This is a genomic window from Streptomyces sp. NPDC048496 (assembly GCF_043200055.1).
Classification (GTDB): Bacteria; Actinomycetota; Actinomycetes; order Streptomycetales; family Streptomycetaceae; genus Streptomyces.
On the sequence record NZ_JBICXB010000007.1, the window covers coordinates 235,069 to 250,744 of the forward strand.

A 15,676-nucleotide genomic window follows, 5' to 3' on the forward strand; every position below is an offset into this window, starting at 1 on the left:
CATAACGAGAGCGCAATCGGCATTTCACGCGCCGCGCGGACGTCTCTACGGTAAAGAAACGAGCCGCACTCCAAGAGTGCAGTATCTTCAATTATCAAGTGCAACACAGTGAACTCTTCGAGGATGAAGGCCGCCCGTGAATGACCAGCGCAGTGCCGTGGAGCCGGCCGCAGCAGCCGTCGCCGTACCGGAGGCGGTGTCCGCCCTCGACGGGGCGGGCCCCGCAGGACCGGGCGGCCGCAGGGCGGCGCTCGCTCCGGTGGCGCTGGTGGTCGCGGGCGGACTCTCCGTCCAGTTCGGCTCCGCGGTCGCGGCGCTGCTGATGCCGCGGGCGGGCGCGCTCGGCGTGGTCACGCTCCGGCTGGCCGTCGCCGCGGTCGTCCTGCTGATCGTCTGCCGCCCGAAGTGGCGCGGCCACTCACGGGCCGACTGGGGGACGGTGGTCGCGTTCGGGGTCGCGATGGGCGCCATGAACATGCTCTTCTACCAGGCACTCGACCGCATTCCGCTGGGCGCGGCCGTCACCCTGGAGGTGCTCGGCCCGCTCGCGCTCTCGGTCGCCGCCTCCCGCCGGCTGGTCAATCTTGTCTGGGCGGGGCTCGCGCTGGGCGGGGTGTTCCTGCTGGGGGGTGGCGGCTTCGACCGCCTGGACCCGGTCGGCGCGGCGTTCGCACTCGGTGCCGGGGCGATGTGGGCTGCGTACATCGTCTTCAGCGCCCGCACCGGCCGCCGCTTCCCGCAGGCCGACGGGCTGGCCCTGGCGATGACGGTCGCCGCGGTCCTGTCGCTCCCGCTGGGCATCCTGGAGTCGGGCGCGAAGCTCGCGGTCCCGTCGACGCTCGCGATGGGCGCGGCGGTGGCCCTGATGAGCTCGGTGCTGCCGTACACGCTGGAACTGATGGCGCTGCGCCGGCTGCCCGCGGCGACGTTCGCGGTCCTGATGAGTCTGGAACCGGCCATCGCGGCGACGGCCGGTTTCCTGATCCTCGACCAGGCGCTGACGGCCACCGACGCGCTCGCCATCGCCCTGGTCATCGGGGCGAGCATGGGAGCGGTCCGCAGCCAGGTCAGCGGCGCCCGCCGCAAGAGGGCGTAAGGAGCGCGGCGCCGGGGAGCCCCGCGGTGTGAATGAGCTGCGTTTCTTGGTCCTTCTCGGTGGCAACGGCGGAGGCGGAGAGGAGCGTCGCAGCGGCGAGGCTGCCCCAGAGGGCGGCCGAGCCGTGGGGTTTGTCAGTCCTCGGCGGAGGCTGACAGCCGGGACCCGGCCCGGCCGGGGATGTCTGTCAACTGCTCCTCGGTTGCTGCCGGTATCTGGACCGAGACCCCGGCATCCCGGCGGGATGACCGCGTGAAGTGCGGAAGAGAATCAAATAATGCAAGCATGCTTGCTTGTTTCCTGGTCCGCTGACATGCTCCTGGGCACACCGCCACGCCCCGAGGGGAGCGCACCGTGTCCGATGCCACAGCCGTGCTCGACGATCTGCGCAACGAGAGCGACGAACTCGAAGCGCTTGTCGCGGAGTTGAGCGGAGATCAGTGGGCCCGGCCGACCCCCGCCGAACGCTGGACCATCGCCCATCAGATCGCCCATCTGACCTGGACCGACGAGGTCGCCCTGCTCGCCGCCACCGATCCGGACGCCTTCGCGGTGGAGGTGGCCAAGGCCCAGGCAGCCCCCGACAGCTTTGTCGATCAGGCTGCCGAGGAGATCGTTGCCGTGCCGCCGGCCGCGCTGCTCGCGCGCTGGCGCGACGGGCGCGAGCGGCTTGAGCAGGTCCTGCGCGCAGCACCGCGCGGCATCCGCTTCCCCTGGTACGGCCCGCCCATGAGCGCCGCGTCCATGGCAACCGCGCGGCTCATGGAGACCTGGGCCCACGGACAGGACATCGCCGACGCCCTCGGCGCCGTGCGTGCGCCGACCGCCCGGCTGCGGCACGTCGCCCGGATCGGAGTGCGCGCCCGCGACTACGCGTTCCTCGTACGGGGGATCAAGGCACCCGGTGACGAGTTCCGGGTCGAACTCACCGCACCTGACGGTGAGGTGATCGCGTACGGACCCGAGGGCGCCGCGCAGCGCGTCACCGGACCGCTGTACGACTTCTGTCTGCTCGTCACCCAGCGTGCCCACCGGCTCGACCTGGCGGTGCGCGCCGCAGGGGCCGACGCCGACCAGTGGCTCGACATCGCACAGGCCTTCGCCGGGCCGCCCGGCCCCGGCCGCGCACCCAAGGGCGGTGCGCGGTGACCGCCGCGCCGCTGCGGATCGGGAACGCCTCCGGCTTCTACGGCGACCGCTTCGACGCCGTGCGCGAGATGCTCACCGGCGGCCCCCTCGACGTCCTCACCGGCGACTATCTCGCCGAACTGACCATGCTCATCCTCGGGCGGAGCCGAATCAAGGACCCGAACCGCGGGTACGCCACCACCTTCCTGCGTCAGCTCGAAGAGGGTCTCGGGCTCGCGCACGAGCGCGGGGTGAAGATCGTCGCCAACGCCGGAGGGCTCAACCCGGCCGGACTGGCCGAAGCGGTCCGTGCGTTGGCGGAGAAGGTGGGTGTGCCGGTGCGCGTCGCGCATGTCGAGGGCGACAGCCTGCCCGTCCCCGAAGGGTTCCTCACCGCCAACGCGTACCTCGGGGGCGCGGGCATCGCCGCCTGCCTGCGTGCCGGGGCCGATGTCGTCGTCACCGGACGGGTCACCGACGCCGCCCTCGTCACGGGCCCCGCCGTCGCCCACTTCGGCTGGGAACCCGACGACCACGACGCACTCGCCGGTGCCCTCGTCGCCGGGCATGTGCTGGAGTGCGGCACCCAGGCGACCGGCGGCAACTACTCCTTCTTCCGCGGCCACGACATCCGCCGGCCCGGCTTCCCGCTCGCCGAGATCCACGCCGACGGGACGTCCGTCATCACCAAGCACGACGGCACGGGCGGCGTCGTCGACACCGGGACCGTCACCGCCCAGCTGCTGTACGAGACCGGAGGCGCGCGGTACGCAGGACCGGACGTGACCGCCCGGCTCGACACCGTACGGCTGACGCAGGACGGACCGGACCGCGTACGGATCTCCGGAGTGCGCGGCGAGGCTCCGCCGCCCACGCTCAAGGTCGGGCTCAACCGGCTCGGCGGCTGGCGCAACGAGGTCGTCTTCGTGCTCACCGGACTCGACATCGAGGCCAAGGCGCAGCTGGTGCAGGACCAGTTCGCGCAGGCGCTCACCCGGACCCGTACGGAACCCGACGAGGTGCGGTGGGAGCTGGCCCGGACCGACCGGGCCGACGCCGACACCGAGGAGACCGCCGGCGCCCTGCTCCGGCTCGTCGTCCGCGACCAGGACCCGGAGACGGTCGGACGCACCGTCTCCGGGGCCGCGATCGAGCTGGCCCTCGGCAGCTACCCGGGCTTCCATGTCACCGCCCCGCCCGGCAAGGGCGCGCCCTACGGGGTGTTCGAGGCGAGGTACGTACCGGCGGGAGAGGTCGACCACGTCGCCGTACTTCCGGACGGGCGGCGGGAGAGCATGGCAACACCGGTACGGGTGAGGGAACTTGAGGGCTTGGGCGAGCCCGCCCTTCCCGATCCGCTGCCCACCGGGATCACCCGGCTCGCCCCTCTCGGCCGCGTCGCGGGCGCCCGCAGCGGCGACAAGGGCGGGGACGCCAACGTCGGCGTCTGGGTCCGTACCGACGACGCCTGGCGCTGGCTCGCGCATGAACTCACCGTCGAACGGTTCCAGGAACTGCTCCCGGAGACTGCCGGGTTGACCGTCGTGCGGCACGTCCTGCCGAACCTCCGCGCCCTGAACTTCGTCGTCCACGGTCTCCTCGGCGAAGGCGTCGCCGCGCAGGCCCGTTTCGATCCGCAGGCCAAGGCGGTGGGGGAGTGGCTGCGGTCCCGGCACCTCCCTGTCCCCGTGAGCCTGCTCGAATCCACCGACGCACCGGAGGCGCACGCATGACCGTCCTGGCCACGGGGCTCGACACCGCGAGCCCCGAATACGCCGCCAACCGCGCCACCATGCTCGCCAAGCTCGCCGAACTCGACACCGAGCACGCCAAGGCCCTCGCGGGCGGCGGCGAGAAGTACATCGAGCGGCACCGCAGGCGCGGCAAGCTCCTCGCCCGGGAACGGATCGAGCTGCTCGTCGACCCCGACACCCCGTTCCTGGAACTGTCGCCGCTCGCCGCCTGGGGCAGCGAGTACGCGGTGGGCGCCTCGCTCGTCACCGGCATCGGCGTCGTCGAGGGCGTGGAGTGCCTGATCACCGCCAACGACCCGACCGTACGCGGTGGCGCCTCCAACCCCTGGACCCTGAAGAAGGCCCTGCGCGCCAACGAGATCGCCTTCGCCAACCGGCTGCCCTGCATCAGTCTTGTCGAGTCGGGCGGGGCGGACCTGCCGTCTCAGAAGGAGATCTTCATCCCCGGCGGCGCACTCTTCCGCGACCTCACCCGGCTCTCCGCCGCCGGAATCCCGACCGTGGCGGTCGTCTTCGGGAACTCGACCGCCGGCGGGGCGTACGTCCCCGGCATGTCCGACCACACCGTCATGATCAAGGAGCAGTCCAAGGTCTTCCTCGGCGGACCACCGCTCGTGAAGATGGCGACCGGCGAGGAGAGCGACGACGAGTCCCTCGGCGGCGCCGACATGCACGCCCGCACCTCCGGGCTCGCCGACCATTTCGCCGTCGACGAGCACGACGCGCTCTGCCAGGCGCGGCGGATCGTCGCCCGGTTCAACTGGCGCAAGGCGCACACCGATCCGGGACCCGCCGAACCGCCGAAGTACGACGAGGAGGAGCTCCTCGGCATCGTGCCCGGCGATCTGAAGGTCCCGTTCGGTCCGCGCGAGGTCATCGCCCGGCTCGTCGACGGCTCGGACTTCGACGCGTTCAAACCGCTGTACGGGACGAGCCTCGTCACCGGCTGGGCCCGGCTGCACGGCTACCCCGTCGGCATCCTCGCCAACGCCCAGGGCGTGCTGTTCAGCGAGGAGTCGCAGAAGGCCGCCCAGTTCATCCAGCTCGCCAACCAGCGCGACATCCCCCTCCTCTTCCTGCACAACACCACCGGCTACATGGTCGGCAAGGAGTACGAGCAGGGCGGCATCATCAAACACGGCGCGATGATGATCAACGCGGTGTCCAACTCCAGGGTCCCGCACCTGTCCGTCCTGATGGGTGCCTCGTACGGGGCCGGGCACTACGGCATGTGCGGGCGCGCCTACGACCCCCGGTTCCTCTTCGCCTGGCCGGGCAGCAAATCCGCCGTCATGGGACCGCAGCAACTCGCGGGTGTGCTGTCCATCGTCGCCCGCGCCTCCGCCGCCGCCAAGGGACGGTCCTACGACGACGAGGCCGACGCCGCGCTGCGCGCCATGGTGGAGCAGCAGATCGAGTCCGAGTCGCTGCCGATGTTCCTCTCCGGGCGGCTGTACGACGACGGGGTCATCGACCCGCGCGACACCAGGACCGTCCTCGGGATCTGCCTGTCCGCGATCCACACCGCCCCGGTCGAAGGCGCCCGCGGCGGCTTCGGCATCTTCCGGATGTGAGGACGACCATGATCAGCACCTTGCTCGTCGCCAACCGGGGCGAGATCGCCTGCCGGATCTTCCGGACCTGCCGCGCCCTGGGCATCGCCACCGTCGCCGTGTACTCCGACGCGGATGCCGACGCGCTGCATGTCAGGGAAGCGGACGCGGCCGTACGGCTGCCGGGGGCCGCCCCCGCCGATACGTATCTGCGCGGCGATCTCGTCGTACGTGCCGCGCTCGCCGCGGGCGCCGACGCCGTGCACCCCGGCTACGGGTTCCTCTCCGAGAACGCCGGGTTCGCCCGGGCCGTGCAGGACGCCGGCCTCCTCTGGGTCGGCCCGCCGGTCAAGGCCATCGAGATGATGGCGTCCAAGACCCGGGCCAAGGAGCTGATGGCCGCCGCCGGAGTGCCGCTGCTCGCACCCGTCGACCCGGCACAGGCGACCGCAGGTGACCTGCCGCTGCTGCTGAAGGCCGCAGCGGGCGGCGGCGGGCGCGGCATGCGGGTCGTGCGTGAACTGGGCGCGGTGCCCGGCGAGATGGCGGCCGCAACGGCCGAGGCTGCGAGCGCATTCGGCGACGGCGAAGTCTTCGCCGAGCCCTACGTCGAGCGCGGCCGGCATGTCGAGGTCCAGATCATGGCCGATGCACACGGCACTGTATGGGCGCTCGGAACCCGCGACTGCTCGCTCCAGCGCCGCCACCAGAAGGTCATCGAGGAGGCCCCCGCACCCGGCCTCGACGACGCGCTTCGCACCCGGCTGCACGACGCGGCGACCGCAGCGGCCCGCGCCGTCGGCTACCGGGGCGCGGGCACCGTCGAGTTCCTCGTCGCCGTCGACGGACGCCCGTACTTCCTGGAGATGAACACCCGGCTCCAGGTCGAACACCCCGTCACCGAAGCCGTCTTCGGGCTCGACCTCGTAGCCCTCCAACTGTCCGTCGCCGAAGGCGAACCCCTCCCGGCCCCCACACCCCCCGCCCCGCACGGGCACGCCGTCGAGGCCCGGCTCTACGCCGAGGACCCCGCCCGCGACTGGCAGCCCCGGACCGGGCCGCTGCACACCCTCGACGTACCGGACGAACCCGGACTGCGCCTGGACACCGGGTACACCGGCGGCGACACCATCGGCGTGCACTACGACCCGATGCTCGCCAAGGTCATCGCCCACGCCCCCACGCGCACCCAGGCCGTACGGCTCCTCGCCCGCGCCCTGGAACGCACCCGCATCCACGGACCGGTCACCAACCGCGACCTGCTCGTACGGTCCCTGCGCCACCCCGACTTCACCGGCGCCCGTCTCGACACCGGCTTCTACGACCGCCACCTGGATGCCCTCACCGCCACCCCCGACGACGCCACGGACCGGAACCTCGCCGCCCTCGCCGCAACCGCCGCCGACGCCACCCGCCACCGCACCACCGGCACCCCGTGGAAGCCACCCACCGGTGCCAACCCACCACGCCCCCCGGCGGCGTCCACCCCGTACCCGGGTTCCACCGGCACCCCGTGGAAGCCACCCACCGGCGCCAACCCACCACGCCCCCCGGCGGCGTCCACCCCGTACCCGGGTTCCACCGGCACCCCGTGGAAGCCACCCACCGGTGCCAACCCACCACGCCCCCCGGCGGCGTCCACCCCGTACCCGGGTGCCCGCTTCGGAGCCTGGCGCAATGTCCCCTCGCAGCCCCAGACCAGGTGCTATCGCAGCGAACCCGACGGCACCGAACACGAGATCGCCTACCGCACCACCCGCAGCGGCGCGATCGAAGCCCCTGGCGCCCGGATCCTCACCGCCACCCCCGACCACGTCATCGTCGAGACGGACGACGGCGTCACCCACCGCTTCCGCCTCGCCGCCCACCACGACCGGGTGTACGTGGACGGCGCCACCGGCTCGTACACGTTCACCGCCCTGCCCCGCTTCACCGAACCCACCAACCGCGCCGACCCCGGCTCCCTGCTCGCCCCCATGCCCGGCACCGTCGTCCGGCTCGCGGACGGACTCGTGGCGGGCGCGGCGGTCGAGGCGGGGCAGCCGCTGATCTGGCTGGAGGCGATGAAGATGGAACACCGCATTCTCGCCCCCGCCTCCGGCACCCTCACCGCACTGCATGCCGCACCCGGCCTCCAGGTGGAGGTCGGCGCCCTGCTCGCCGTCGTACAGGAGGAACCGACCTCATGAGTACCGTCCTCGAAACCGAAGAGCAGCAAGCCCTGCGCGCCGCCGTCGCCGCACTCGGAAAGCGGTACGGGCGCGACTACATGATGTCCGTCGTGCGCGACGGCGCCCACCCCCGCGAACTGTGGACCGAAGCGGCCAAGCTCGGCTACCTGGGGGTCAACCTCCCCGAGGAGTTCGGCGGCGGAGGCGGCGGCATGGTCGAACTCTCCATAGTACTCGAGGAGTTGGGGGCGGCAGGTTCGCCGCTCCTCATGATGATCGTCTCCCCGGCGATCTGCGGCACCGTCATCGCCCGCTTCGGCACCGACACCCAGAAGCAGCAGTGGCTTCCGGGCCTCGCCGATGGCACCCTCACCATGGCCTTCGGCATCACCGAACCCGACGCCGGCTCCAACTCCCACCGCATCACCACCACCGCCCGACGCGACGAAGGGGGCCCCTCCCGCTCGAGCGGAGCCGAGAGTGGGGGAGACTGGCTGCTCACCGGGCGGAAGGTCTTCGTCTCCGGCGTCGACATCGCCGACGCCACCCTCATCGTCGGCCGCACCGAGGACGCCAGGACGGGGAGGCTCAAGCCCTGTCTCTTCATCGTCCCGCGCGACGCCCCTGGCTTCCGGCGCTCGCAGATCGACATGGAACTCCAGGCGCCGGAGAAGCAGTTCGAGCTCGTCCTCGACGACGTGCGGCTGCCCGCCGACGCCCTCGTCGGAGGGGGTACCTCCCGCTCGAGCGAAGCCGAGAGTGGGGGAGAGGACGCGGGCCTCCTCCAGCTCTTCGCCGGACTCAACCCCGAACGCATCATGACCGCCGCCTTCGCCCTCGGCATGGGCCGGTACGCCCTCGCCCGCGCCGTCGACTACGCGCGGACCCGGCAGGTGTGGAAGGAGCCCATCGGCTCCCACCAGGCCATCGCCCACCCTCTCGCCCAGGCACACATCGAACTCGAACTGGCCCGCCTGATGATGCAGAAGGCCGCCAGGCTGTACGACGAGGGCGACGACATCGGCGCGGGCGAAGCCGCGAACATGGCGAAGTACGCCGCCGCCGAAGCCTGCGTGAAGGCCGTCGACCAGGCCGTGCACACACTCGGCGGCAACGGCCTCACCCGCGAGTACGGGCTCGCGTCCCTGATCACCGCCGCCCGCGTCGCCCGGATCGCCCCCGTCAGCCGGGAAATGATCCTCAACTACGTTTCCCACCAGTCCCTGGGTCTCCCCAAGTCCTACTGACAGGAAGGGCCCAGCGAGAGGACGGAAGAGGCATGAAACTGGTCCGCACCGGCCGCGAGCGCGGGATCGCCACCATACGGCTGGACTCACCGACGAACCGCAACGTACTCTCCGCGCGGCTCGTCGCCGAGCTCCGCGAAACCCTCGCCGGACACGGCGAGGACGACACCGTACGGGCCGTGGTGCTCACCCACACCGGCAACACGTTCTGCGCCGGTGCCGACCTGGGCGCACCCCCGGATCCCCGGGAGTTCGTCGCCCTGATGCGGCAGATCGTGACCCTGCCCAAACCGGTGGTGGCCCGCGTCGACGGACATGTCCGGGCCGGCGGACTCGGCCTCCTCGCGGCCTGCGACATCTCGGCCGCCGGACCCGCCGCCACCTTCGCCCTCACCGAGTCCCGGCTCGGCCTCGCCCCAGCCGTGATCTCCATGCCGCTGCTGCCCCGCACCGACCCCAGGGCCGCCGCCCGCTACTACCTCACCGGAGAACGGTTCGACGCGACCGAAGCGGCCCGCATCTCCCTCGTTACCCTCGCCGCCGAGGACGTCGACACAGCACTCGTGCCCGTACTGGACGGACTGCGCCGAGCCTCACCGCAGGGGCTGGCAGCATCGAAGGAGCTGGTCACAGCTACTGTGCGGGAGAGTTTCGACCAGTACGCCGAAGACCTCATCGCCCGTTCGGCAGCACTCTTCGCCTCCGCCGAGGCACGGGAGGGGATGACGGCCTTCCTCGAACGACGGGACCCCATATGGGTGTTGTGACGCCCCCCACCGACCGGACCCCCAAGCAGGACCGCAGCCGCGCCACCCGCCAACGGCTGCTCGAAGCCGCGGTCGCCTGCCTCGCCGAACACGGCTGGGCGGGCTCCACGGTCTCCGTCGTCGCCGAACACGCCGGGGTCTCCCGAGGTGCCGCCCAGCACCACTTCCCCACCCGCGAGGACCTGTTCACCGCAGCCGTCGAATACGTCGCCGAGGAACGCTCCGCCGCCCTGCGCGCCCTGCCCGTCCAGGGCCGTACGGCTGTCGTCGCCGCCCTCGTCGATCTCTACACCGGCCCGCTCTTCCGCGCCGCCCTCCAGCTCTGGGTCGCCGCGTCCAACGAATCGCAGCTCCGCCCCCGCGTCACCGAACTCGAAGCCCGCGTCGGCCGCGAGACCCACCGCATCGCCGTCGAACTCCTCGCCGCCGACGAGACGAAGCCCGGCGCACGCGAAACCGTCCAGGGGCTCCTCGACATGGCCCGCGGCCTCGGGCTGGCCAACGTGCTGACCGATGACACCGCCCGGCGTCAGAGGGTCGTGGCACAGTGGGCGGCGCTGGTGGACGACGCACTCGACTGACCTTGGGGGACCTGTGGGTGACCACTTCCAGACGATCGTCGACCTCGACGCCACCGAGCGGGACGCCGCACCACTCGGCGCCGGGCTCCTCGACTGGCTGATCGCCGAAGGAATCGTCAGCGCCGAGCGCACCGACTGCGTCCTCGACGGAGACGGCTACGGCAACGCACCTGGTCCGAACTACGCCAAGGCCGTCGACGACCCGGAACCGGTCGACCTGTGGAGCAACGGCGTCCACGTCGCGACCGGACGCACCGTCTTCGACAGCGGCCAGGGCGACGCGGGAGGTGCCACCTGCCCGCTCTGCGCCACCGAGATCCGCCTCGTCGACGACACCTGGTGCCCCGTCGACAGCGCCTGGGCCCCGCTCGCGGGCCGGCTCGGCGCCTGGGCGAACGGCGGCGAAGGCGTCGTGGAGTGCCCCTCCTGCCGCCGGCCCTCCGGCATCGACCGCTGGAGCTGGGAGGACGACTACTACGCCTGCGGGCAGCTCGGCCTCACCTTCTGGAACTGGGCGGAGCTGACCCACGGCTTCGAACAGGAGGTGCGGCGCCGCCTCGGCGGACACCGCACCGTCACTCTCCGCGGCAAGCTCTAGGGCCTCTTGTCCGGATCCCGCCGGGCTTGCGCGGTACCGGGACCGTCAGTTCCCCAGATCCGTGATCTGCTCGTACCCCTCGATCTCCCGGGGGTCACGCGGCCCGGGTCCGACATACCTCGCCGACGGCCGCACCAGCCGCCCCGTCCGCTTCTGCTCCAGGATGTGCGCCGACCATCCCGCCGTACGCGCGCACGTGAACATCGACGTGAACATGTGCGCCGGAACCTCGGCGAAGTCCAGCATGATCGCCGCCCAGAACTCCACGTTCGTCGCCAGCACCCGGTCCGGGCGCCGCGCGTGCAGCTCCTCCAGCGCGGCCTTCTCCAGCGCCTCCGCCACCTCGAACCGCGGCGCGCCCAGCTCCTTCGCCGTACGCCGCAGCACGCGCGCCCGCGGGTCCTCGGCCCGGTAGACCCGGTGCCCGAAGCCCATCAGCCGCTCACCCTTGTCCAGGGCCTTCCTCACGTACGCGGTGGCGTCACCGGTCCGCTCGATCTCCTCGATCATGCCGAGGACCCGGGACGGGGCGCCGCCGTGCAGCGGACCCGACATCGCGCCCACCGCACCGGACAGCGCGGCCGCCACATCGGCGCCGGTCGACGCGATGACCCGGGCGGTGAACGTGGACGCGTTCATGCCGTGCTCGGCGGCCGACGTCCAGTACGCGTCAACGGCCTTGACGTGCTTCGGGTCCGGCTCGCCGCGCCAGCGGATCATGAACCGCTCGACGACGGACTGCGCCTTGTCGATCTCGCTCTGCGGGACCATCGGCAGCCCCTGCCCGCGCGCCGACTGGGCGACGTACGACAGGGCCATCACGGCGGCCCGCGCCAGATCGTTGCGGGCGGTCTCCTCGTCGATGTCGAGGAGCGGTTTCAGCCCCCAGACCGGCGCCAGCATGGCCAGCGCGGACTGCACATCGACACGGATGTCACCCGAGTGGACCGGGATCGGGAACGGTTCGGCGGGCGGCAGCCCGGGGTTGAACGCCCCGTCGACCAGCAGACCCCACACGTTCCCGAACGACACGTGACCGACGAGATCCTCGATGTCGACCCCGCGGTAGCGGAGCGAGCCGCCTTCCTTGTCGGGTTCGGCGATCTCCGTCTCGAACGCGATGACTCCTTCGAGTCCGGGTACGAAGTCGGACATCATGCGGCTCCCTCGATCGACGGGCTGTATGGAGGCCACAGGGGCCTGCACCAAGATATTGGCGGGTTCCCACGATGCGGGGAAGCGTGACATCCGGCACAGCCACCCACTTCATCCGCGCACGATTGACACCCCTCCATTCCGGGCAGACTCGGCCCCTGCGGCAGGATGGCCCCGTGCCCACCGCAGATTCCCCTTCCGATTCCACCACCGATCCGGCCGCGATGCGCGAGCAGTACCGCTCCGAGGGCTTCACCGAGGACACGCTCGACGCCGACCCCATGCAGCAGTTCGCCCACTGGTTCCGGCAGATCGCCGCAGGTGGAATGGTCTTCGAGCCGAACGCCATGGTGGTCTCCACGGCCACCCCCGACGGCCGCCCCTCCTCCCGGACGGTGCTGCTGAAGAAGTACGACGACCGCGGTTTCGTCTTCTTCACCAACTACGCCTCCCGCAAGGGCCGCGAGCTGGCCGCCAACCCGTACGTCTCCCTGCTCTTCCCCTGGCACCCGCTGGCCCGCCAGGTCATCATCACCGGCACTGCGGCCCGTGTCGCCCGTGAGGAGACGGTCGCCTACTTCCGCACCCGCCCGCACGGCTCCCAGCTGGGCGCGTGGGCGAGCGAGCAGTCGACGGTCATCGGCTCACGCCAGGAACTCATCGACCGGTACGAGGAACTGGCGGCCCGCTACCCGGAGGGCGAACACATCCCCGCACCCCCCGAGTGGGGCGGCTTCCGTGTCGTACCGGAGACGATCGAGTTCTGGCAGGGCCACGAGAACCGTCTCCACGACCGGCTGCGGTACGTACGCGAGGGCGAGGGCTGGCGAGTGGAACGCCTCTGCCCCTGACCGGCCCCGGACACGCAGAAACCCGCGGGCTCTGGTCCCTCCTTGCGGAGGAGCCGGCCGGATCTACCGGCGAGCCCACGGGTCGGTGACTGCTTGGGTTTCGGCAGACAGCCTGCCGAGGTGCACGAAGTGCGACGACGGGCTGTCAGCCCGCAGCCACCTCACGAATCCGATAAGACTGCACTTTTCGGATCACCTCCTTTCGACGTGTAAGGCACACACTAGGAACCTCTCCGGGGCCGCACAACCCATTTATCGAGATGCCTCGGAGCACCGATTTCCCGGAAGTCGATGTGTGCTGAGTCACGTTCGAGTTCAATGATCTGACGTGTGGCAACGGTGGACACGTCCGGCAGGGGGTCCGGGATGAGCGCTTCCAGGAGCAGTGGGATCACCGACGCCCTCGGCCCCGATCCCATCCCCGGGTCGGAGCTGCTCGCGGCGCTGCTCGACGGCATGGACGCGGCGCTCTGCGCGTTCGACGCGGGCGGTGCGATCACCCACTGGAACCGTGAGGCCGAGCGGATTCTCGGCTGGACCGCCGAGGAAGCGGTGGGGCGGCCCGGGTTCGCGGGGTGGGCGGTGCGCCATGCGGACGCGGGTGAGGTGCACGGGCGGCTGATGGCGGCCATGGACGCGCCGGGCCGCCAGGTCCACGAGTTCGCGCTGCTGCGCAAGGACGGCGGCCGGGTGCTCGTACGGACCCAGTCGGCCGGGGTGCGGGGCGCGGACGGGAAGCCGGCCGGGGTCTACTGCGCGTTCGGCGAGGTGCACGCCCAGATCGACCTGGAGCGGTCGATCGCCCTCAGCGAGGCGCTGTTCGAGGACGCCTCCTGGGGCGTGGTCCTCGTCGACGTGGACCTGCGGCCGACGGTCGTCAACGCCTATGCGGCGCGGGCGCTCGGCGGCGGCCGTACGACGATGCTGGGACGCCCGCTCGGAGAGCTGCTCGTGCAGGGTGTCGAGGACCTGGAGGGCGCGCTGCAGCACGTCCTGGCCGAGGGGGCGTTGCCCGCGCCCGCCGACCTGTGGGTGACGCTGCGGACGGCGGGCGGGGACCGGCGGCGCTGCTGGCACAGCGGGTTCCTGCAGCTGGCGTCGCCGCTCGTGGAGGAGCCGGTTCCGCTGGGGGTCGGCTGGTTGTTCCAGGACGTGACGGCGGAGCGGCTGGCGGCGCAGGAGGCGGACCGGGTGCGGTTCCGGTCGAACCAGCTGCACCGGGCGTGCCGGTCGGCTGCCGAGTGCGAGGACCCGATGGAGGCGGCGACGTCCTACCTGGACTACGCACTCGCGGGCTTCGCCGACCATGCGCTGATCGACCTGGTGGCGGGGGTGCGGCTGGTCCGGGCGGCGGCGACACCGACCGATGCCCCCGGCCCGTGCCGGCCCGTGGCGGGAGGCGGCATTCCGCTCCGCTACGCCCCGGGCCACCCGGCGCTCGAGGCGGTGGACCGCACGGGCTCGGTCCGCGCGAGCGCCGGTGCGGATCCGGGGGCCGGGGCCTGGGCGGCGGACCGTCAGTGGCCGGGCGACTCGGTCCATGCCCTGTGCGCGGTGCTGCGGAGCCGGGGCCGGACGCTGGGCGTGGTGACGTTCCTCCGGGCGGTGAACCGCAGCCCTTTCGAACGCCAGGACGCGACGTACGCGGAGAGTGTGGCGGCCCGGGTGGCAACAGCGGTGGACCTGTCCCGGGCACTGCCCGCAACCCCGTAGCCCGCTGGGCGGCCGATCCGCCCCGTCCGGCGTTCGAGGACGGAACCGTTCACCCGGTGAACCTGCGCCCGCACCCGACAGGCTCTCAGCGCCGGTAGAAGATCCGATCCGCGTACTCCGCCATCACGCGTCCGTTCCACTCGTGCCCGCCGTCGACGTTCCCCGACCGCAGCAGCGGCGGCTCGATCCCCCGCTCGGCCAATCGCTCCGCGGCCGTCGCCGTCATGGCCTGCATCACCGCGCTGGTGACCACCGTCGACGCGGGCGCGAACGGCGCCTCGACACCCTCCGCCGTCAGCTCCGCGTCGCCGATCGAGATCTTGCTGTCGACGACGATGTCGCAGTGGTCCCGCAGGAACCCGCCCGAGACGTGCCGCGACCGGGTCCCGTCCGCGTAGGCGACCGACGTGACACCGATGACCTTCAGGCCGAGTGCCCGCGCGTTGACCGCCATTTCGACGGGCAACGCGTTGCGCCCGGAGAGCGAGATGATCACCAGCAGGTCGCCGGCGCTCGCCGGGCTGGAGTCGAGCACGGCGCCGGCCAGCCCCTCGACCTGTTCCAGCGCCGAGCCGAGCGTCGCCGGCATGACGTCGACGCCGAGTGTGCCGGGCACGGCGAGCAGGTTCATCAGGGCCAGTCCACCGGCCCGGTAGACGACGTCCTGGGCGGCGAGGGACGAGTGGCCGGCGCCGAACGCGAAGAGCCGGCCGCCCGCTTCGACGGTGTCGGCGATCGCGGCCCCGGCTGCCGCGATCGTGCCGGCCTCCTCGTCGCGTACACGCTCCAGCAGGCCGATCGCTGCATCGAAGAACTGACCGGCCGGCTTGCTGTCGCTCATCGAGGAGGCCCTTTCCGCAGGGGTGGGGTGTCCGTGCCGCGGATCACGTTGCGGTCTGGACCAGCGACCTGTCAATACCGTCCGGGACGCACACGGGCGGTTCGGGGTTCGGTCGGCACGGCACGGTTGATGCTCCTATTGGCTGTCAAGCGGCGGTTAGCCAGTCGCGGTAGGCGTTGGCGAGGGTGTCGTCGCGGCGGGTGCCGCGTTCGATGCAGGAG

Annotated in this window: 13 protein-coding genes; 11 read left to right on the forward strand and 2 right to left on the reverse strand. The window is 71.6% G+C overall.

Annotation, left to right across the window (positions count from 1 at the left end; translation table 11 throughout):
- Positions 1-136: 136 nt before the first annotated feature.
- The 9 genes from ACGFSA_RS11010 to ACGFSA_RS11050 all read left to right on the forward strand — a co-directional run bounded on the left by ACGFSA_RS11010 (position 137) and on the right by ACGFSA_RS11050 (position 10,895).
- Positions 137-1,096: a DMT family transporter gene (locus ACGFSA_RS11010; protein WP_393302795.1), complete on the forward strand. Its 960-nt coding sequence runs from the start codon at positions 137-139 to the stop codon at positions 1,094-1,096.
- Between the two features lie 354 nt (positions 1,097-1,450).
- Positions 1,451-2,245 (forward strand): TIGR03084 family metal-binding protein, encoded by a 795-nt coding sequence (locus tag ACGFSA_RS11015; RefSeq protein ID WP_393302797.1) that lies wholly within the window; start codon positions 1,451-1,453, stop codon positions 2,243-2,245.
- Entirely contained in the window at positions 2,242-3,957 is a 1,716-nt protein-coding gene (locus tag ACGFSA_RS11020; protein WP_393302799.1) for an acyclic terpene utilization AtuA family protein, read from the forward strand. The genes ACGFSA_RS11015 and ACGFSA_RS11020 overlap by 4 nt, the downstream gene beginning before the upstream one ends.
- The gene (locus tag ACGFSA_RS11025; protein WP_393302801.1) at positions 3,954-5,552 is read left to right on the forward strand and encodes an acyl-CoA carboxylase subunit beta; all 1,599 of its coding nucleotides are present in this window, start codon (positions 3,954-3,956) and stop codon (positions 5,550-5,552) included. The genes ACGFSA_RS11020 and ACGFSA_RS11025 overlap by 4 nt, the downstream gene beginning before the upstream one ends.
- Positions 5,553-5,560: 8 nt before the next feature.
- A complete protein-coding gene (locus tag ACGFSA_RS11030) occupies positions 5,561-7,720 on the forward strand; it encodes a biotin carboxylase N-terminal domain-containing protein (RefSeq protein ID WP_393302803.1) in 2,160 nt (719 codons plus the stop codon).
- On the forward strand, positions 7,717-8,949 hold the full coding sequence (locus ACGFSA_RS11035) for an acyl-CoA dehydrogenase family protein (protein WP_393302805.1): 1,233 nt from the start codon (positions 7,717-7,719) through the stop codon (positions 8,947-8,949). Before ACGFSA_RS11030 ends, ACGFSA_RS11035 begins: the two co-directional genes overlap by 4 nt.
- A 32-nt stretch (positions 8,950-8,981) precedes the next feature.
- Positions 8,982-9,716: an enoyl-CoA hydratase family protein gene (locus tag ACGFSA_RS11040; protein ID WP_393302807.1), complete on the forward strand. Its 735-nt coding sequence runs from the start codon at positions 8,982-8,984 to the stop codon at positions 9,714-9,716.
- On the forward strand, positions 9,704-10,297 hold the full coding sequence (locus ACGFSA_RS11045) for a TetR/AcrR family transcriptional regulator (RefSeq protein ID WP_384041529.1): 594 nt from the start codon (positions 9,704-9,706) through the stop codon (positions 10,295-10,297). The genes ACGFSA_RS11040 and ACGFSA_RS11045 overlap by 13 nt, the downstream gene beginning before the upstream one ends.
- Before the next feature lie 13 nt (positions 10,298-10,310).
- Complete coding sequence (locus tag ACGFSA_RS11050) at positions 10,311-10,895, forward strand: hypothetical protein (protein WP_393302809.1); 585 nt, start codon at positions 10,311-10,313, stop codon at positions 10,893-10,895.
- A gap of 45 nt (positions 10,896-10,940) precedes the next feature.
- Here the strand turns inward: ACGFSA_RS11050 and ACGFSA_RS11055 are convergent, their stop codons facing one another.
- Positions 10,941-12,050 carry a citrate synthase 2 gene (locus ACGFSA_RS11055; RefSeq protein ID WP_393302843.1) on the reverse strand — a complete coding sequence of 370 codons (1,110 nt, stop codon included), beginning with the start codon at positions 12,048-12,050 and terminating at the stop codon, positions 10,941-10,943.
- 224 nt (positions 12,051-12,274) lie between these two features.
- On the opposite strand from ACGFSA_RS11055, the gene pdxH reads away from it, so the two are divergent.
- Both pdxH and ACGFSA_RS11065 read left to right on the forward strand, forming a co-directional pair.
- Positions 12,275-12,901: a pyridoxamine 5'-phosphate oxidase gene (gene pdxH, locus ACGFSA_RS11060; protein ID WP_393302845.1), complete on the forward strand. Its 627-nt coding sequence runs from the start codon at positions 12,275-12,277 to the stop codon at positions 12,899-12,901.
- A gap of 366 nt (positions 12,902-13,267) precedes the next feature.
- Positions 13,268-14,614, forward strand: a complete 1,347-nt coding sequence (locus tag ACGFSA_RS11065) for a PAS domain-containing protein (protein ID WP_393302811.1) — start codon at positions 13,268-13,270, stop codon at positions 14,612-14,614.
- 85 nt (positions 14,615-14,699) lie between these two features.
- Here the strand turns inward: ACGFSA_RS11065 and ACGFSA_RS11070 are convergent, their stop codons facing one another.
- On the reverse strand, positions 14,700-15,455 hold the full coding sequence (locus ACGFSA_RS11070; protein ID WP_393302813.1) for an SIS domain-containing protein: 756 nt from the start codon (positions 15,453-15,455) through the stop codon (positions 14,700-14,702).
- Positions 15,456-15,676 lie beyond the last annotated feature (221 nt).